Source organism: Undibacterium sp. TJN19 (assembly GCF_049339485.1).
GTDB lineage: Bacteria > Pseudomonadota > Gammaproteobacteria > Burkholderiales > Burkholderiaceae_D > Undibacterium.
This window is the reverse complement of sequence record NZ_JBMPPL010000017.1, coordinates 31,073-48,922: the sequence shown is the minus strand read 5'-3', so window position 1 is coordinate 48,922 and position 17,850 is coordinate 31,073. Positions and strand designations below refer to the sequence as shown.

Annotated in this window: 17 protein-coding genes; 3 read left to right on the top strand and 14 right to left on the bottom strand. The window is 50.7% G+C overall.

From position 1 onward, the window contains the following. Positions 1 to 20: 20 nt before the first annotated feature. The 14 genes from ACO0LH_RS27140 to ACO0LH_RS27075 all read right to left on the bottom strand — a co-directional run bounded on the left by ACO0LH_RS27140 (position 21) and on the right by ACO0LH_RS27075 (position 13,435). Positions 21 to 1,319 carry a mechanosensitive ion channel family protein gene (locus ACO0LH_RS27140; protein ID WP_422944275.1) on the bottom strand — a complete coding sequence of 433 codons (1,299 nt, stop codon included), beginning with the start codon at positions 1,317 to 1,319 and terminating at the stop codon, positions 21 to 23. 77 nt (positions 1,320 to 1,396) lie between these two features. Continuing rightward, positions 1,397 to 2,740 carry an RsmB/NOP family class I SAM-dependent RNA methyltransferase gene (locus ACO0LH_RS27135; RefSeq protein WP_422944274.1) on the bottom strand — a complete coding sequence of 448 codons (1,344 nt, stop codon included), beginning with the start codon at positions 2,738 to 2,740 and terminating at the stop codon, positions 1,397 to 1,399. 86 nt (positions 2,741 to 2,826) lie between these two features. Continuing rightward, on the bottom strand, positions 2,827 to 3,432 hold the full coding sequence (gene purN, locus ACO0LH_RS27130; protein WP_422944273.1) for a phosphoribosylglycinamide formyltransferase: 606 nt from the start codon (positions 3,430 to 3,432) through the stop codon (positions 2,827 to 2,829). An 88-nt stretch (positions 3,433 to 3,520) separates the two neighbouring features. Continuing rightward, positions 3,521 to 3,943 carry a barstar family protein gene (locus tag ACO0LH_RS27125; RefSeq protein ID WP_422944272.1) on the bottom strand — a complete coding sequence of 141 codons (423 nt, stop codon included), beginning with the start codon at positions 3,941 to 3,943 and terminating at the stop codon, positions 3,521 to 3,523. A 2-nt stretch (positions 3,944 to 3,945) separates the two neighbouring features. Next, positions 3,946 to 4,323: a ribonuclease domain-containing protein gene (locus tag ACO0LH_RS27120; protein ID WP_422944271.1), complete on the bottom strand. Its 378-nt coding sequence runs from the start codon at positions 4,321 to 4,323 to the stop codon at positions 3,946 to 3,948. 234 nt (positions 4,324 to 4,557) lie between these two features. Beyond that, a complete protein-coding gene (locus ACO0LH_RS27115) occupies positions 4,558 to 5,751 on the bottom strand; it encodes a patatin-like phospholipase family protein (protein WP_422944270.1) in 1,194 nt (397 codons plus the stop codon). Between the two features lie 271 nt (positions 5,752 to 6,022). Next, positions 6,023 to 6,781, bottom strand: a complete 759-nt coding sequence (locus tag ACO0LH_RS27110) for a 3-hydroxyacyl-CoA dehydrogenase (RefSeq protein WP_422944269.1) — start codon at positions 6,779 to 6,781, stop codon at positions 6,023 to 6,025. A 205-nt stretch (positions 6,782 to 6,986) separates the two neighbouring features. Continuing rightward, positions 6,987 to 9,215 (bottom strand): sodium-translocating pyrophosphatase, encoded by a 2,229-nt coding sequence (locus ACO0LH_RS27105; protein WP_422944268.1) that lies wholly within the window; start codon positions 9,213 to 9,215, stop codon positions 6,987 to 6,989. Between the two features lie 239 nt (positions 9,216 to 9,454). After that, positions 9,455 to 10,111, bottom strand: coding sequence for an adenylate kinase (gene adk, locus ACO0LH_RS27100; protein WP_422944267.1), 657 nt, complete (start codon positions 10,109 to 10,111; stop codon positions 9,455 to 9,457). Between the two features lie 212 nt (positions 10,112 to 10,323). Continuing rightward, positions 10,324 to 11,082 carry a 3-deoxy-manno-octulosonate cytidylyltransferase gene (kdsB, locus tag ACO0LH_RS27095; protein WP_422944266.1) on the bottom strand — a complete coding sequence of 253 codons (759 nt, stop codon included), beginning with the start codon at positions 11,080 to 11,082 and terminating at the stop codon, positions 10,324 to 10,326. 14 nt (positions 11,083 to 11,096) lie between these two features. Continuing rightward, on the bottom strand, positions 11,097 to 11,285 hold the full coding sequence (locus ACO0LH_RS27090) for a Trm112 family protein (RefSeq protein WP_422944265.1): 189 nt from the start codon (positions 11,283 to 11,285) through the stop codon (positions 11,097 to 11,099). After that, positions 11,266 to 12,309 (bottom strand): tetraacyldisaccharide 4'-kinase, encoded by a 1,044-nt coding sequence (gene lpxK, locus ACO0LH_RS27085; protein WP_422944264.1) that lies wholly within the window; start codon positions 12,307 to 12,309, stop codon positions 11,266 to 11,268. Before lpxK ends, ACO0LH_RS27090 begins: the two co-directional genes overlap by 20 nt. A gap of 68 nt (positions 12,310 to 12,377) precedes the next feature. Then, positions 12,378 to 12,827, bottom strand: a complete 450-nt coding sequence (locus ACO0LH_RS27080; RefSeq protein WP_422944263.1) for an ExbD/TolR family protein — start codon at positions 12,825 to 12,827, stop codon at positions 12,378 to 12,380. Between the two features lie 2 nt (positions 12,828 to 12,829). Next, on the bottom strand, positions 12,830 to 13,435 hold the full coding sequence (locus ACO0LH_RS27075; RefSeq protein ID WP_422944262.1) for a MotA/TolQ/ExbB proton channel family protein: 606 nt from the start codon (positions 13,433 to 13,435) through the stop codon (positions 12,830 to 12,832). Between the two features lie 1,196 nt (positions 13,436 to 14,631). On the opposite strand from ACO0LH_RS27075, the gene xseA reads away from it, so the two are divergent. The 3 genes from xseA (at position 14,632) to ACO0LH_RS27060 (ending at position 17,850) form a co-directional block, all read left to right on the top strand. Then, the gene (xseA, locus tag ACO0LH_RS27070) at positions 14,632 to 15,993 is read left to right on the top strand and encodes an exodeoxyribonuclease VII large subunit (RefSeq protein ID WP_422944261.1); all 1,362 of its coding nucleotides are present in this window, start codon (positions 14,632 to 14,634) and stop codon (positions 15,991 to 15,993) included. Positions 15,994 to 16,192: 199 nt separating this feature from the next. Beyond that, the gene (sodB, locus tag ACO0LH_RS27065) at positions 16,193 to 16,771 is read left to right on the top strand and encodes a superoxide dismutase [Fe] (protein ID WP_422944260.1); all 579 of its coding nucleotides are present in this window, start codon (positions 16,193 to 16,195) and stop codon (positions 16,769 to 16,771) included. 200 nt (positions 16,772 to 16,971) lie between these two features. Continuing rightward, the gene (locus ACO0LH_RS27060) at positions 16,972 to 17,850 is read left to right on the top strand and encodes a DMT family transporter (protein ID WP_422944259.1); all 879 of its coding nucleotides are present in this window, start codon (positions 16,972 to 16,974) and stop codon (positions 17,848 to 17,850) included.

The following is a 17,850-nucleotide window of genomic DNA, read 5'->3' as shown; positions in this document are numbered from 1 at the left end:
TCGAAAACTATTGCTTCGCTTCAAGTTTCTTTGTCTGGATTGTTAATTATGGTCACAACCCTGTGCGCATACGGCAAGCTGACCTGATGCACTTGCAAAGCTTGCCACACGGCACGATTAACACCCGACATGACGCTGGAACGACCGTTCTCTGGATCCGTAATCCAGAAGCCCAAACGCAGCTCGAAACCGTCAGCACCGAACTTCATGAGGTAAGCAGAAGGTGCGGGTTCTGTCGCAACACGTTCTACCCCGGCAGCAGCTTCTGCCAATACAGGCAAGAGTTTATCGATGTCAGTCTGGTAATCGACTGTAAAATCCGTCCACATCGCCACGGTCCTGTCGCTGAGCGAATAATTCTGTACCGGTGAGGAAACCAGCATTTCATTCGGTATGACCGACTCACCGCCATCCTGCCCCTGCAACACGGTGTAGCGCGTATTGATCTGCGTTACCCGTCCACTGAATTTATCAACGGTGATCATGTCACCGATGGACATGCTCCTGTCAAGCAGGATGATGAAACCGGATACATAACTACTGGTGATTTTTTGCAAGCCAAAACCCAGGCCAACACCCAGTGCGCCGCCAAATACCGACAAGACCGTCAGATCAATGCCAACGATGCTCAGGCTGATCAGGATAGCCAGCAAAATCATTACTGCGCGCCCTACACGTGACAACACTACTTTCAGGGAGGTATGCGCATTTGGCAACAACATCAGACGCGCTTCGAGCGCGGCGCTGGCCCACATGGCAACAACCAAAGTCACGGCCACAGAAAGGGTTGCCTGCAAAATAGTCAGCATCGACACCTTATTTTTCCCAATAGGCAAGGTGATATCGTCAAGTGCAGAAAACAGCTCTTGCCACAAGCCTGTGAAATGCAGCACCACGCCCAACCAGACCAGGCTGGAAAAGAGTTTTTCGAATACAGCAAGAAAATTACCGATGCGGCCATCACGCGCAAAGGTGCGACGGACCACGTATAAGGCGAAGCGTATCAAGGCCAGTGAACCGATAACCGGAAACAGCAAGGACAGCAAATGGGTATGATGCCATTTTCCCAGAACGAATTTTCCAATCAACAGAAATACTAGCGCCAGCGCAGGTGACAGTACCCTGGAAAAGCTTTCCACTCCAAGTTTCACAACATTCGAATCGGTTTCACTGGCGGGGAAACTGCGCTTTAGCAAACGCGACAACAACCAAGCCACGCCAAAGCAAAGCAGGACTACAGCGATTTGCCAATAAAAATCCGGCTGGCCTACATCATTGGATAAGTCAGAAAATAAACTGGCGAGTAAGGGAGTACTCATGGGAAGATTCATGAACAAATTGATAGATACATCCTGGCTTGCGGCGTCATGCAGTCAGCAAACCAGGAGACGGAAGTTTATTCTGCGACTGCAGCAGTTTCAACGCTTGTATCGGTTTCAGCAGTTGTGTCAGCGTCTTCTTGCGCTGCGACTTCTTTAGCCGGTTTTTTATTACGTTCCAGTATGGCGGCAAAGAAACCGTCAGTCTGGTGGATATGTGGATAGAGCTTCAGGTAATCGCCCATTTCCAGTTCCACCTTTTGCTCGGCCAGTACTTGCGATGCAGGCACCAGGGTAAAGTCGGCATGTTCAGCCAGAAACGCCTTGACGATGTCTTCGTTTTCTTCATCAAGAATACTGCAGGTCGCATATACCAGACGACCGCCAGCTTTCACCATGCGTGCCGCACTGGACAATATGGAGGCCTGTTTGACATTTAATTCCTGCACACCTTCCTGGTTCTGACGCCATTTGACGTCAGGATTGCGACGGAGAGTACCCAGGCCACTACATGGCGCGTCGACCAGAACCCGGTCAAGCTTGCCTGCAAGGCGCTTGATCTTGGCATCTTTTTCATGGGCAATCACCACCGCATGCACGTTCGACAAACCACTGCGTGCCATACGTGGCTTCAATTTCGCCAGACGTTTTTCAGAGATATCAAATGCGTATAAACGACCGGTATTGCGCATCAATGCACCCAAGGCCAGAGTCTTCCCGCCTGCACCTGCGCAAAAATCAGCGACCATTTCACCGCGCTTGGCACCTACGAGCTGAGCCAGCAACTGGCTGCCTTCATCCTGCACTTCTATCGTGCCATCTTTAAATAAAGGCAGGTTCTGGATGGATGGCTTTTTCTTGATCCGCAAACCGGTGGCAGAATATGGCGTAGGCTCTGCAATAATTGGTGCCTGTGCCAATGTAGCGATCACTGTCTCGCGGTCACCTTTGATGGTATTAACACGCAGATCCAGTGGTGCCGGCGTGTTCAACGATACTGCCAGTTTCAAGGCATCTTCTTCACCAAAACGGGCCAGCATTTTCTCCCACAGCCATGCCGGCATGTTTGCCTTCATTGCCAATGGCAGATATGCACGGTCAATTTCCATCACGCGCTGCAACCAGGCTGTTTCATCTTCTGTCAGCCCACCCAGTGCATCAACGCCAACCGCATCGGCCAGACCCAGCAAGGCAAGGCGACGCATGGGGGAACCGATACCGGATTCCGAAAAATTGGTGTACACCGATTTATTGCGCAGCAAGCCGTAAATAGCCTCCGCAACGACGCCGCGTTCACGTGACCCAAGACGTGGGTGGTCACGGAAATAACGCGACAGGGTGCCATCTGCCGGTCCGGTAAAACGCAAAATCTCACGTAATACTTCTTCGGTGTTAACGAGAATGGCTGGAGGTAATCTCATGCTGCTTCCTTCTGTGTTCTTAATGATGGCCAGTCTGGCCTTGGGTATAACTAATAGAGCAAATTACTGTTATGGCTTATGGCTGCCTATTTGCTGACGTGCACACGACCGTCCTTGATGCTCAGCCTGCCTTCAACAAACTGCAAAACAGCCTGTGGATAGATCAGGTGCTCCTGAACCAAAACGCGCTGTGACAAAGTGTCTTCGGTATCGTCTTCCAGTACAGGCACAGCAACTTGCGCAACGATGGGGCCATGATCCAGTTCCGCCGTGACAAAATGGACTGTTACACCATGCAGTTTGACACCTGCATCCAGCGCCTGCTGATGCGTACCCAGACCAACGAAACTTGGTAACAGCGACGGGTGGATATTCAACATCCTGCCAGCGTAGTGTTTCACAAAGCCAGCAGTCAGAATACGCATAAAACCCGCTAAAACCACCAGGTCTGGCGCGAATTCATCAATTTTCGACTGCAATGCCGCATCAAAGCTTTCACGGTCAGCAAATTGCTTGCTGACCACAACGGCAGTTGGGATGCCTTTGCCTGCCGCATAGGCAAGACCTGCAGCGTCAGCACGGTTACTGATGACGGCCGCAATTTGTACCGGCCATTGCTGTGCAAGTGCGGTTTCAACAATGGCCTGCATATTGCTGCCACGGCCAGAAATGAGGATAACAATCTTTTTCATGGCGGCATTGTACCGCTGACAGAGGTCCAGCCCCAAATAAAAATGCCGGTAATAGCTTACCGGCATCTGGTTTGATCCGGTTTAGAGTCTATTCAAACGAATAAAAAACCCTGAAAGCAACTTTTCTATCTGCCCAGAATTCGGCAGCATCACGGAAGACATCCAGCAAGATTTCTCTTGCCTCTTTGTCAAATTTTTGTGTATTAGGCAATTGTTCAAGCACGATAACGAAGCCTGGTTGCGCACCCGCTTTATAAATCATGTCAGTCAGACAATCGGATAAAGCATCAAAATTCTTGCATAGTGGCTTGGGAAAACCAAACGAAGTGGCAATTTTACCCAGTACCTGCTGCTTGGTCGCAGCTTCAAGGCAATATGCATACAGAAAATGCTGCCCCAGACGTGCTGCTTCGGCCTGCAAATCAGGGACACGAAAGGCACGGATAGACTGCACGACATTCGGTGCAACGGTGCACAGGAAATTTATTTCGCTCTCGATTACTGAGATCATAGTTACTCTTTTATTCGCCGAAAACTTTCGTAATGGTCTTCTGTGTAATAGTATTCACCCGAAGTTTGCGGGTCTGCACCAGAGATGATGCGACGCGGCCCGCGGCTACGGACACGCGGCGTTTTCACTGTGTATTCGTGGTAGTAGCCACGCTTTTGCCTGGGCAGCCTGGACTCATAATTACCAAACACCACTCCATCTTTTTCATAAGCAAAGGGACCACCCTGCTTGATCAGCTTCAGCGTGGCTTGCGCTTCTTTAGGTAATTCGGCAACAGCGATATAGGACGTGCCAGCATTGTCTTTGGCAAAAGACGTTGCGGCCAACAAAGCCAGTGCCAGAAATACCAGCCATTTTTTGAAAAATGTTGGATTGATCATTGTTTTTTTGCGTTCGCACATGCCTGGACAGCGCATAGAGTAACGGTTTGTCAGTGATGAATCAACCATTGTTGCACTTGTTACAATGTAACAAGTCACCCGCCTGTCACATTGATACAAGCGCAAGCTGCAAGAATTTTAATGGCTTGACCCAAGGCAAGAGGACATTATTATCGCAAAACAAGACCAGCACCCAGGCTTTTTATAGTACGTACTGACAGGGGTAAATGAGGACTAGGCAGCTTTGACGGCTTCACTACCGTCATTGAAAAAATTCAACACATCATCCATCCTGGCGCGCGTATCACGCCGCCCCAATGCGATCAATTCCTTGGTGTAGGTAGATTCAAATAGCAAATAAGAAGCCAGTGCCGAACCGCGTGCTTCGGTAGCCCCTATGCCCCCAAGCATGGTGCGCACTGGCAGGGGCAGACTTTGGGTATGACGACTGGCGATTTCGTCAAGGCGTTCTGACGGTGCGATGACCAGTAGCTCCACTGGCCGCAATGGGGTTTTCTCCAGCAATTCCGGCGGCAGCATGGACAGGGTTTTATTGATGCGCATCAGGCGCTCTATGTCTACGGCCAGACTGTCAAGAAAGATGCTGGACAAGGCATGACCGGCAATCTGTGCCAGACTGGGATAACGCGCTGTTTCTGTGCTGACACTGGGCGGCTCTGCCAGCCGGCCCGCGCCAACGATCATGACTTTTTTAGCACCAAGGTGTATCGCTGGTGAAATGGGTGCCAGCTGACGCATGGACCCGTCACCACAATACTCCATCCGCCCTCCCCAATTCAAAGCGACCGCCGGGAAAATAAAAGGGATGGCTGATGAAGCCAGCAAATGATGGACGCCGATAAAATCCCTTTGCGCAAGACGCTGACTTCTGACCCACGGTTCGATATCGGCCAGGGTCTGGTAAAAAGTCAGATGCTGTCCAGCGGTGTAAGAAGACGCTGTCACCGCCAGCGCATGCAGGCTGCCATTGCTGAAAGCTGCATCCAGGCTGCCAAGGTCCAACATACGGTTCAATAAATTTTCCAGCGGTGAATTATCCAGCAGGGAATTTGGCGGCGCCTTGCGCCATTTATTCAACAGCCAGCCAAACGACCATAAGGTCAGCCAGCGTGCCCCGCTACGCATGACCCCAAGAGAATCAGCGCGGTAAACTTGAGCCGCTTCGAAATTTTCCCAGATATGCAGCATGCGCCCCAGCGCATCAGTGAAATTATCAGCACCGCAAGCCAGTGCCGTCGCATTGATCGCACCAGCAGAGGTACCACAAATAATGCCAAAGGGATTGGTCGACGGATGCCAGCCTGATTCGGTCAAAATGGCCGATATCTCGTTGAGTACACCAACCTGGTAAGCCGCACGGGCACCACCACCAGTCAAGATCAATCCTGTCGCTGCGTTATTGGTCATTCGTGTTTGACAAAAGAAAAAGCAAAAAAGGGCAAATAAAGATTTGCCCTAGTGTAGTAGTCAACTAACAATTTGTCATGCTGCACGGCACAGTGATCTTATCTGACACAACAAATACAATAGCCAGCACACCGAAGCGCAGTAGGTGTTGAGAAAGCGTAGCGAGCGCCTCTAGTTTGAGCTAAGAAGCGCAGTCGTACTTTAGTACGGTGACGAATTTGCAAAACAGCAAGCTCAAAATCGAGGCGCGCAGTAGCTTTATCAACACTTACTATTTGGGTTGCATGCGAATGGCGCCATCTAATCGAATGGTTTCCCCATTCAACATCACATTCTCGATAATCGCCTTGGCCAGATTCGCATACTCATCAGGTTTGCCAAGGCGCGGAGGAAACGGCACCATCTTGCCTAAAGCGTCCTGCACTTCTTGCGGCATGCCCAGCAACATCGGGGTTTCAAAAATGCCCGGGGCAATCGTCATGACGCGTATGCCGCTGCGTGACAAGTCACGGGCCATAGGCAAGGTCAGGCCAACTACTGCTGCCTTGGAAGATGCATAGGCTGCCTGACCGATCTGGCCATCATAGGCAGCAACAGAAGCGGTATTGATGATGATACCGCGCTCGCCATGTTCAGCAGCTTCGGTCTTGCCCATGGCATCAGCTGCCAGGCGGCACATATTGAAAGTGCCAATCAGGTTGATGTTCACCACGCGCTGGAAAACATCCAGTGGGTGTGGACCATCCTTGCCTACGGTCTTTATCGCTGGAGCGACGCCGGCACAATTCACCAGGCCGCGCAATGTGCCCATGCTGGCCGCAGCATCTACCACGGCCTGGCCATCGGCTTCCGAGGTCACATCGCACTTGACAAACTTGCCACCCAGTTCAGAAGCCAGCGCTTCACCAGCTTCAACCTGCACATCGGCCAGTACCACTTTACCGCCATTGGCGACTATCATTCTGGCAGTTGCGGCTCCCAGTCCCGAAGCGCCACCCGTGATAATAAATACATGATTCTGAATTTGCATGTTTGTCTCTCCAAGTTTAAAAATGAATCGGTAGTGAGCCGTAAGCGAATCTCTGTTTCATTGCACTATTTTCGTCACATTGCAATTACGTTTACGTTAACGTCACATAGCCCTATTGTAGCGAATAATAGGTAAAGCTAAAAATAAAAAGTGGCGGCAAAAATCGCCACCACTTTTCAAACCAGAGATAAAACCTGCAAAAGCTTTACTTGCTGGCAGGTGCCGCTTCTTGCATGGCTGGCGGTTCAGGCGCAACCATAGGAGCCGATACCGAAGCAGAAGCCGCTGTTGGTGCCGGAGTCAATACCGGCACAGATGCTGACGCAGATGCCGCCGGCGCTGCCGACTGCACGACCGGCATCGTCGGCGTGACATGACTAGCCGCTTCATTGGTACCAACCGCAGGCAGGATAGGCACCAGCAGCAAGGCAACGATATTGATGATCTTGATCAGCGGGTTGATGGCCGGACCGGCGGTATCCTTGTAGGGATCACCGACCGTGTCACCAGTCACCGCTGCCTTGTGCGCTTCTGAACCTTTACCACCAAAATGACCATCTTCTATATATTTTTTGGCGTTATCCCAGGCACCACCACCGGTGGTCATGGAAATCGCTACAAACAGACCGGTAACGATAGTCCCCATCAGCAAACCACCGAGCGCCGCCGGCCCCAGCAGCAAGCCAACCAGGATAGGCACGATGACAGGCAACAAGGAAGGGATAATCATTTCCTTGATGGCCGAAGTGGTCAGCATATCGACGGCCTTGTCATATTCAGGCTTGCCCGTGCCATCCATGATGCCCTTGATTTCCTTGAACTGGCGACGCACCTCCACCACCACGGCACCTGCAGCACGGCCTACGGCTTCCATCGCCATCGCGCCAAACAGGTAAGGAATCAGGCCACCAATAAACAGGCCGACGATGACTTGTGGATTCGACAGGTCAAACGAAGTGCTCTTGCCGACTGAATCCAGCGCATGGGTGTAATCAGCAAACAGTACCAGCGCAGCCAGACCGGCTGAACCAATCGCATAACCCTTGGTCACGGCTTTGGTAGTGTTGCCAACTGCGTCCAGCGGGTCAGTAATTGCCCGCACTGATGCAGGCATTTCAGACATCTCAGCAATACCACCGGCGTTGTCGGTGATGGGTCCGTAGGCATCAAGTGCCACAATGATACCGGCCATGGATAACATGGATGTCGCCGCGATAGCGATGCCATATAAACCAGCCAGGGAAAATGACACGAGGATAGATGCACACACTGCCAGCACTGGCCAGGCCGTCGATTTCATCGATACGCCAAGACCCGCAATAATATTCGTGCCATGACCGGTCGTGGATGCCTGCGCCACATGCTGCACGGGTTTGAAATCGGTCCCTGTATAGTATTCAGTGATATACACCATCAGGCCGGTGAGCACGATACCTACCAGGGCAGAACCCATCATCTTCATGCGCATGGTTTCATCTGGCCAGACTTGCCAGGTCACCACCGCAAAACCGATCAGCGATAAGCCAGCGGCCCACCACAAACCCGTGTACAGGGCAGACATGATTTTTTTGCCGGGCTTGGCTTTCACCATTGAACAACCAACGATAGAGGCCAGAATGGATACTGCGCCCAGCAGCAAGGGATAAACAATCGCTTCAGTGACATTGCTGGTAATGACCAGCGCACCCAGCAACATGGTGGCGATCAGGGTCACCACATAGGTTTCAAACAGGTCAGCCGCCATACCGGCACAGTCACCGACATTGTCACCCACATTGTCAGCAATCACGGCGGGGTTGCGCGGGTCATCTTCAGGGATACCGGCTTCTACCTTGCCAACCAGATCAGCGCCCACGTCTGCGCCCTTGGTGAAGATACCGCCACCCAGACGGGCGAAGATGGAAATCAGCGAGGCGCCAAAAGCCAGGCCGATAAGGGGTTTGATCACATCATGCTGGGTCAGCGTACCGCCAGCAGCATTGGCCACCAGCACCCAGTAGAAAATCGTCACGCCCAGCAAACCCAGGCCCACCACCAGCATGCCAGTAATCGCACCACCGCGGAATGCCACGTCCAGCGCTTCATTCATACCCTTGGTAGCAGCCTGCGCGGTCCTGACATTAGCACGCACTGACACATTCATGCCGATGAAGCCGCAGGCACCCGATAGCACGGCACCGATCAGGAAACCCAGTGCAGTAATCAGACCCAAACCCGGGATGGCAGCGATGGCCACAAACAGCACCGCCCCGACAATGGCGATGGTACGGTATTGCCTGGCGAGATAAGCGGCGGCACCCTGCTGAATGGCGGTGGCAATTTCCTGCATGCGCGCATTACCGGCATCCTGTTTCAAGATCCAGCTGCGCGACACCAGGCCGTATAGTACGGCGATGACTCCACATGCGATGACAAACCAAAGACTTGCTGCCATGTTGACTCCTCCAATTGTTATGGGCATGCTTGCCTTGTGGGCGCGCATACGTTTTTTGACGACAAAGTGAAACAACGACAATTCTTCATTCTTGATACGTCAGCACCAGACTGCTTTGTGCTACCCGACGAAAATGAATCCTGCACACTGCGAAACTTTTACGTAGCCCATATTTTTGGAGATACATGGCTGGGGCTAGCCAATTAAAAAAGCGGACCACTAAGTCCGCTTTTGTTCAACTATTCTGACAGCGCCGCAAATGCGCTATCACGGATGGTTTCTACCGGTCCGACACCAGCGATCTTGCGATATTTGGGTGCACCTGGCTGGCCGGATTTTGCCCAGTCGCCATAGTAAGTCAGCAGCACTTCTGTCTGTTCGTGGTACACACTGAGGCGCTTGGTGACGGTTTCTTCCTTGTCGTCGTCACGCTGTATCAATTCTTCACCGGTCACGTCATCTTTGCCTTCCACTTTCGGTGGATTGAATTTGACATGGTAAGTACGGCCAGAACCGGGGTGAACGCGGCGACCACTCATACGGTCGATAATGGCTTCATCGGGCACGTTGATTTCGAGTACGTAATCAATCGTCACACCCGCATCTTTCATGGCATCCGCTTGCGGCGTCGTACGTGGGAAACCGTCAAACAAGTAACCATTCGCGCAATCATCCTGTTTCAACCTGTCTTTAACCAGGCCGATAATGATGTCATCTGATACCAGTCCACCAGCATCCATGACTTTTTTGGCTTCCAGACCCAAAGGCGTACCGGCTTTTACCGCAGCACGCAGCATGTCACCTGTTGAAATTTGTGGAATATTGAATTTTTCTTTGATGTATGTGGCTTGTGTACCCTTGCCGGCACCCGGCGCTCCCAACAAAATAAGACGCATTTTAAATTTCCTAAGACGAGTTGAATTTTTTGTGCATGTTGTCATGAAAACATGCCGAATTGTCTGTTTTGCATGCTAACACTAGTGATTTTGCTTTTCTTATTCTGCTAGTGATAACACAGTTTCTTTTCACGAAACTTACCACAATTTTTCATGTTCTTGATGCTTTGCCATGAAATCTGCAATAAGTTCATCGTTTAGTGCGGTTTTTTTTATTTTTGATCCATAAAGAACTGTCTGGCACGCAATAAATCTTCTGCCGTATCCACCCCAGGCGCGGGGCTGGAAGCAGTCACATGGACGGCGATGGGATAGCCATGCCATAACACCCGCAGTTGTTCCAGTGCTTCTATCTGCTCCAAAGGCGAGACAGACAATTGCGGATATTTTTTTAAAAAATCGTTGCGATATGCATACAAACCTATATGCCGTAGCGGCATATAGCCAGCCGGAAACTCAGTACGGCTGGCAGAAAAGCCATCGCGATGCCAGGGTATGGTGGCACGTGAAAAATACAGCGCACGACCGGCTTTATCCAACACCACTTTCACGACATTGGGATTAAAACCGTCACCTGCATCGTGAATCGGATGGGCAGCCGTGGCCATCGGCACAGCGGCATTCACCAGAGCGGCCGTAGCGGCAATCAGCGCCGGATCAATCAAGGGCTCATCGCCCTGCACGTTGACAATCACTGCGTCGTCAGCCAGATTCATGCTGGCGGCAACTTCTGCTATGCGGTCCGTGCCGGAAGGATGATCAGCACGCGTCATGCAAACCGGCACGCCATGCGCACGGCAGGCTGCGACAATGTCGGCATGATCCGTTGCCACCATGATGGCGCTGGCACCGGACAGCAAGGCGCGTTCGGCGGTGCGCACCACCATGGGTTTGCCGCCGATATCGGCCAGGGGTTTATTCGGCAGGCGGCTGGAAGCCAGCCTTGCGGGAATAATCGCAATAAAACTCATAAAATCAAAACCCCTTATGAGCGTGCTGCGATTTCTTCCGCAGTCAGACTGCGCGCCTGGTCTGCCCACATGATGGGAATATCATCACGAATGGGATAAGCCAGTTTATCGCCATGGCAAATCAGTTCCTGGCTAGTTTTCTGGTACACCAGAGGCCCTTTGCATAAAGGACAAACCAATACATCAAGCAGGCGTGCTTCCATGCGTTTTCTCCGAAATCATTTGTATGAGGGTGGCGGCAAAACTGGCATCGAGTTGCGCCTCTACTGGCACCACCCAGATGCGGGCGTCATTTTTCAAAGCCGCGATCTGCCTACATTTTACTGCATCCTTTTCGGTAATCAGGATGCATTCGGCATCAATACCGGCAAAACTCTGTGCATCAAAGGCGTAGTGATCAGGAAAGGTCATCGTTTTAGATTGCAGCCCATGCTGTTCCAGCATGGTAAAAAACCGCTGAGGATTGCCTATGCCTGCGGCAGCCACCAGGCGCTGGCCTTGAAAATCCTTCAGGTCCTTTTGATGCAGAGGGTCATGCAAACTATATGCAGCACCTGCTTGCAAGTACATAGGCAGCGTATCTGGCGGCATGCCCGGCAAATTGGCATGCGTAATCCCGACAGCCAGGTTGCAGACAGTAAAATCGCGACGACGTTGCACAGACTCACGCAAGGGGCCAGCAGGCAACATCCAGCCATTGCCAATACCACGCTGATCAAATAAAACAATCTCTATATCACGCGCCAGTGCGTAATGCTGCAAGCCATCGTCTGCAAAAATGATGTCAATCTCTGGAAGCGCAGCAAGCAGGCATTGCGCTACCGCGACACGGTCACGGCCAACGGCCACCGGACAGCCAGTCCGTTCTGCAATCAACAAGGGTTCATCACCAACCTGCTGCGCAGTCGCATTAGCATCCAGCATGACTACGTTTTCTGCTGCCGCCCCATAGCCACGCGAAATCACTGCCGGATGCCAGCCCGCCTTTTGCAATTCTTTTACCAGCCAGATCACCAGCGGCGTCTTACCGGTGCCACCGATAAATATATTGCCCACAACAACGACAGGCACGGCAATACGGGTTTGTTTTTTATAACCGAGGACGAACAGGGCAAAGCGAAAATTCACTACCAATTGAAACAATTTGGATAAAGGCCAAAGCAGGCAGGCCAGCACGCCCCGCTTTTGCCAGGCAGCCAAGAACAGCCTTTCCCACATTGAACGCATGAAACTCCTGACAAAAAGAAACCGGGGAGTACATCATACCCCCCGGCCGTTATCTACGTCTGTCCGACCTATTTCGACTTGGGGGACGCCTGTGCCGCAAAGGTGACCTTGGACAAACCGGCAATACGCGCTGCTTCCAGCACATCGATGACTGACTGATGCGTTGCTGCACGATCCGCATTGATGATCACGACAGGATCAGTCTGACCACCTGCTTTGGCAGCATCCATGGCTCCGGCGGCTTTCTTCAAATCTTCTGCCAGGGTTACGGTATCGAGAAATGAAATTGCCTGATTATTGATTTTATAGCGCCCTTGCGCATCAATACCGATATCAATCTGGTTGGGCTTGTCCTGTGCTTTTTCAGCATCGGCCGTCGGCAAAGTGATTTGCAATTCGGTGAAGCGGCTATAAGTCGTCGTCACCATCAGAAAAATCAGGATGACCAGCAGCACGTCAATAAACGGGATCAGGTTGATCTCTGGCTCTTCCCTGCCCTTTCCTTTACGAAAATTCATGGTTACTTCCTGGCACTGTGGACAACGTCAACAAATTTGATGGCCTGTTGCTCCATATCGACGACGATACTATCGACCAGCGCGCGGAAATGACGCCAGAACACCATCGCAGGCATCGCAATCATCAGACCAAAGCCGGTATTGTACAAAGCAACAGAAATACCATGTGCCAGTTGCGCAGGATTGGCGCCAGATGCATTTTGAGAACCGAAAATTTCTATCATCCCGACCACGGTACCAAACAAACCCATCAAAGGTGCCAGCGAAGCAATCGTTCCCAGTGTAGTCAGAAAACGCTCCAGTTCATGCGCCACTGCGCTACCGGCTTCTTCGATCGACTCTTTCATGACTTCGCGTGGTGCGTTGACATTACGCAAGCCTGCTGCCAATACCTTGCCCAGTGGCGAGTTGCCAGCCAGTTGTTCTATGACTTCGGGTTTGACTTTCCCGGCCTGATAGACACGGATGACTTCATCCAGCAATGTCGGTGGCAAGATGCGGCTTCTGCGTAAAGACAGGCTGCGTTCGATGATTAATGTCAGCGCAATAACTGAGGCAATCAGCAACAAATAAATTGGCCAGCCTGCGGCTTGAATGATGGCAAACAAATTAACTCCTTGAAGGTTCCTAAATCCAAGCCCGAAATGTAGCGCGTTGTCTGCTTGCGGGCAAGAGCAGGCAGCAAAAAACTATAGAAGCAGCATTGCACAATCATGCCTCAGCTTATCAGCCCTCAGAAAATACCTGTTTTGCACAAAATCTGTGAGCAAGCCTGTGGATAAGTGTGGATAAAGTAAATAAGTGTTTGATTTATATGCACTTTTTACCTGTGCAAAAGATTTAGGCACAATGAATTACACGTAAAAACCGGTTTTTAAAGCAAATATCCAAGTGGCTTCTGCACATAAATTGTGGACAACATTGTGCAAAAGTCTTGTACAGAATGCCAAGTCGCTGATTTAAAAGAACATTATCCCGCTGCCAATATTTTGTGCATACCAAGAATTATCCACTGTTTTCCTGACGTTTCGCCCAAACTTTAAGCATCTCTGTAATGTTGTGGAAAACCCGGCTTGTTTTGCACAAAATATGTGGACAAGATTGTGCATTACCTCAAGGAAACGTCTTAAGTCACTGATTCATATCATCAAATCAGTGCTGCCAGAAAAACAGGCAAATCGATGGTTTTAAACGTTTTTGAAGATTTTTCCTTGAAAAGATACCTGAAAGACAATTAAATAAACGCTGTCTTTGTGTAACTTTGACTTTTTGCACATAATCTGTGGACAACATTGTGAAAAAGCCGTGGAGATAATGATAAGTACATGATTAATATGAATAAAATTCTTTCGCCCAAAAATGAGGCAAATTAGATTTATCCACACGAAGTAAATATTTATTATAATTTCGACACTTATTAACGTGTATAAGTCGTATTTCTGCACAATTTATGTGGACAAGCTTGTGCAGAAGCCTAGGGAAACAACATAAGTCTTTGATTTTAATGAAAATTACTATAGTGCAAATATTTTAAGCAAAACCAGTCTGGCCACGCACTAAAAAGTTTTCAACAGATTAATCACAATTTCTGTGGATAAGTTTGTGCACAAGCAGCTTGAATGATCTCAAGAGCCTTGATTTGAAAGAGAATTTTCATATTGCCTTATTCTTTTGCAGATTGATTCATATTAAAAATCAAGGACTTAGAGAGTAAACTTTCATTTCTTTTGACATCTCTACGGCAAAATGACATCCTGATGACGAACCCACGCTTCTGTGGACAGCTTTTCCGCTGCCAGGCTTTATGAATACTGATTCTCCTTACGCAAACCCAGCAAATACGCCAGCTGTATTAACAGTTTCGGCGCTCAATCAGGCCGTAGCTCAACTTTTGGAGCGAAATTTACCTTTGACGTGGGTTTCCGGTGAGATTTCCAACTTTACCCGCGCCGCTTCTGGTCATTGGTATTTCACCCTCAAGGACAGCGCCGCACAAGTGCGTGCTGTCATGTTTCGCGGCCGCGCCCAATACGCCGATTTCCAGCCCAGGGAAGGCGATAAGGTAGAAGTGCGCGCACTGGCTACGCTGTATGCGCCGCGTGGTGACTACCAGCTCAGTGTAGAAGCCATACGCCGCGCAGGTGTCGGTAATTTATATGAGGCGTTCCTCAGGTTAAAAGCGCAACTGACCCAGGAAGGCCTGTTCGACACTGCACGCAAACGTGCTTTGCCTGGCTTTGTACGCTGCATTGGCATCGTTACCAGCCCACAGGCTGCGGCCCTGCGTGATGTGCTGACTGCTTTGCAAAGGCGCGCACCGCATATTCAAGTCATTCTTTATCCTACCCCCGTGCAGGGTGAAGGTGCCGGGTTAAAAATTGCACAGGCGATTGCCACGGCAGCAGCACGTGAAGAATGCGATGTCTTGCTGGTATGTCGTGGTGGCGGCAGCATAGAAGACTTGTGGGCTTTCAACGAAGAAGTGGTCGCACGTACGATTGTCAACTGCCCCATGCCGGTGATCGCCGGCATTGGCCATGAAACTGATTTTACGATTGCCGATTTTGCTGCCGATGTCCGCGCTGCCACCCCCACTGCCGCTGCAGAACTGGCCGCCACACCAAGAGCAGAATTGCTGCAACTGCTGCAAGGACAGGCACAAATATTGAATCGTGCCATGCACAGGCAACTGGACAGGCATGCGCAGACCCTGGACTGGCAAAGCCATCGCCTGTTAAGCCCAAAAGCAGCAATTACTGCCAAACGCCTGCAACTGGAAAACATTGCCCGCAATTTGCGCTTTACTGCGACCATGCCATTGCAGCAGGCCAGGCATGAACTGACGCAATTGCGGCAAGGCTGGCAGTCGCTGAAGCCCGATACACAGGCACCACGACGTTTGCTCGGTGAGTGGCAGCGACGCCTGCAACAGGCGAGCCAGCAAGGCCTGAACGGTCAACGCCAGCAGTTGCAATCCATACAGACACAACTGGAAATGCTGAGCCCACAACGCACACTTGAGCGCGGCTACGCCATCCTCAGCGATCAAAAGGGTCGCGCCCTGCGCAATGTCAACGATGTCAAACCACATGGTCTCTTGCAATTACGTCTGGCTGAAGGCAGTGCAGAAATTGGTATCAGCAGTGTGCAAACTTATATCGAATAAACACCGCGCTTCCCGTCATTGTCATTTCCCGCAAGAAAAGTAACGCTGGAAAAGCACAGCTTTCCTGATTTTGCAACAGCCCCTTCGATATAAGTATGTTATCAATGTGTCCGTGCACGCTTTTGTACAAAAGCTTACAATGCTGGTCTGGCTTTTCCGGATTGCCGGAATTGATAAACTCACGATAAAAGGACGCGATATGGAACATACCTTACCGGCACTGCCTTATGCACTGGATGCATTGGCTCCACATATCTCCCAGGAGACGCTGGAATATCACTATGGCAAGCACCATCAAACCTATGTGACCAATCTGAATAACCTGATCAAGGGTACAGAATTTGAAAACTCCACACTGGAAGAAATCGTCAAGAAATCTTCTGGCGGTATTTTCAATAACTCAGCACAGATCTGGAACCACACGTTCTACTGGAATGGCCTGAAACCTAACGGCGGCGGCGCACCAACCGGTGCCCTGGCAGATGCAATCAATGCCAAATGGGGTTCTTTCGACGCGTTCAAGGAAGCCTTCACCAAATCCTGCATCGGCAATTTCGGTTCTTCATGGACATGGCTGGTAAAAAAAGCCGATGGCTCACTGGATATCGTCAACACATCAAATGCGGCAACACCACTGACGACAGCAGACACAGCACTGATTACCTGCGATCTGTGGGAGCATGCTTACTACATCGATTACCGCAATGCCCGTCCAAAATACCTGGAAGCATTCTGGGCTCTGGCAAACTGGGATTTTGCAGCAGCCAACCTGGCCTGAGTGTCCCTGCTTTCCGTTGCTGATCAAGGCAACAGAAATACATGAAAAAAACCTGTGCATGTGTAGACATCACAGGTTTTTTTTCATCCATGGCCTGACTGCTTTATGCGACCATTACTCACTTCTTTCAAACTGAACGATGGTTCATCACAAGCCGAGTGCTGATGACGACCTGCCAGGCTTCCAATACTCCAATACCTATGTCTTCATCTCGTTTTTTGCGTTTTCTTCCTGCGGTATTTATTTTTATTTGGGCATCCGGCTATGTCGTTGCCAAATTTGGCCTGCCCTATGCCGAACCACTGACATTCCTCAGCATGCGTTATCTGGGGGTCATTATTTTCATGCTGGTACTGGCCGTTGTCATGCGTGCACCCTGGCCTGAACGCAAGGCATGGCTGCCGATTGCCATTGCCGGCATACTGATGCAGGCACTTTACCTGGGTGGTATCTGGTGTGCGGTCAAACTGGGCATGCCTGCTGGCGTGGCCGCCCTGATCGCCAATACCCAGCCCATCTTTACTGCCTTTCTGGGGCCATTGATCGGTGAGCGCATTTATGGCAAACAGTGGCTGGGTCTGGCTTTGGGCATATGTGGCGTCGCGCTGGTCGTCGCCAACAAAATCTCGGTGATAGGCTTGTCTGTCAGTAGCGTCGCGTTAGCCACCATGGCACTGACGGCAATGACAGTGGGAACCTTGTACCAGAAAAAAACCTGTCCCAGTTTTGATGTCAGAACCGGTCAAGTCATACAGTTTGCCGCATCTTTCATCTTCACCCTGCCATTTGCCCTGTTGCTGGAAACCCAGACCATCATCTGGACACCGCAATTTTTTGCCGCGATGGCATGGTCGGTATTTGTGCTGTCAGGTGTGGGTATTTCTGTGCTGTTCATCATGATACGCCATGGCGAAGCAACCAAGGTCACCAGCTATATGTATCTGGTACCTGCGGTCACGGCCGCCATGGCATGGCTGATGTTTGATGAAAAACTGACGATGACGGCTATCTTTGGCATGCTGGTAGCGTTAGGCGGCGTGGCTTTGGTCGTAAGACCTGCCGATAAAAAATGGAATTGA

Bases quoted from the DNA above. Each gene is read 5' to 3' on its own strand.
- ACO0LH_RS27140 (WP_422944275.1), bottom strand. From the start codon at position 1,319: ATGAGTACTCCCTTACTCGCCAGTTTATTTTCTGACTTATCCAATGAT.
- ACO0LH_RS27135 (WP_422944274.1), bottom strand. From the start codon at position 2,740: ATGAGATTACCTCCAGCCATTCTCGTTAACACCGAAGAAGTATTACGT.
- purN (WP_422944273.1), bottom strand. From the start codon at position 3,432: ATGAAAAAGATTGTTATCCTCATTTCTGGCCGTGGCAGCAATATGCAG.
- ACO0LH_RS27125 (WP_422944272.1), bottom strand. From the start codon at position 3,943: ATGATCTCAGTAATCGAGAGCGAAATAAATTTCCTGTGCACCGTTGCA.
- ACO0LH_RS27120 (WP_422944271.1), bottom strand. From the start codon at position 4,323: ATGATCAATCCAACATTTTTCAAAAAATGGCTGGTATTTCTGGCACTG.
- ACO0LH_RS27115 (WP_422944270.1), bottom strand. From the start codon at position 5,751: ATGACCAATAACGCAGCGACAGGATTGATCTTGACTGGTGGTGGTGCC.
- ACO0LH_RS27110 (WP_422944269.1), bottom strand. From the start codon at position 6,781: ATGCAAATTCAGAATCATGTATTTATTATCACGGGTGGCGCTTCGGGA.
- ACO0LH_RS27105 (WP_422944268.1), bottom strand. From the start codon at position 9,215: ATGGCAGCAAGTCTTTGGTTTGTCATCGCATGTGGAGTCATCGCCGTA.
- adk (WP_422944267.1), bottom strand. From the start codon at position 10,111: ATGCGTCTTATTTTGTTGGGAGCGCCGGGTGCCGGCAAGGGTACACAA.
- kdsB (WP_422944266.1), bottom strand. From the start codon at position 11,082: ATGAGTTTTATTGCGATTATTCCCGCAAGGCTGGCTTCCAGCCGCCTG.
- ACO0LH_RS27090 (WP_422944265.1), bottom strand. From the start codon at position 11,285: ATGGAAGCACGCCTGCTTGATGTATTGGTTTGTCCTTTATGCAAAGGG.
- lpxK (WP_422944264.1), bottom strand. From the start codon at position 12,309: ATGCGTTCAATGTGGGAAAGGCTGTTCTTGGCTGCCTGGCAAAAGCGG.
- ACO0LH_RS27080 (WP_422944263.1), bottom strand. From the start codon at position 12,827: ATGAATTTTCGTAAAGGAAAGGGCAGGGAAGAGCCAGAGATCAACCTG.
- xseA (WP_422944261.1), top strand. From the start codon at position 14,632: ATGAATACTGATTCTCCTTACGCAAACCCAGCAAATACGCCAGCTGTA.
- sodB (WP_422944260.1), top strand. From the start codon at position 16,193: ATGGAACATACCTTACCGGCACTGCCTTATGCACTGGATGCATTGGCT.
- ACO0LH_RS27060 (WP_422944259.1), top strand. From the start codon at position 16,972: ATGTCTTCATCTCGTTTTTTGCGTTTTCTTCCTGCGGTATTTATTTTT.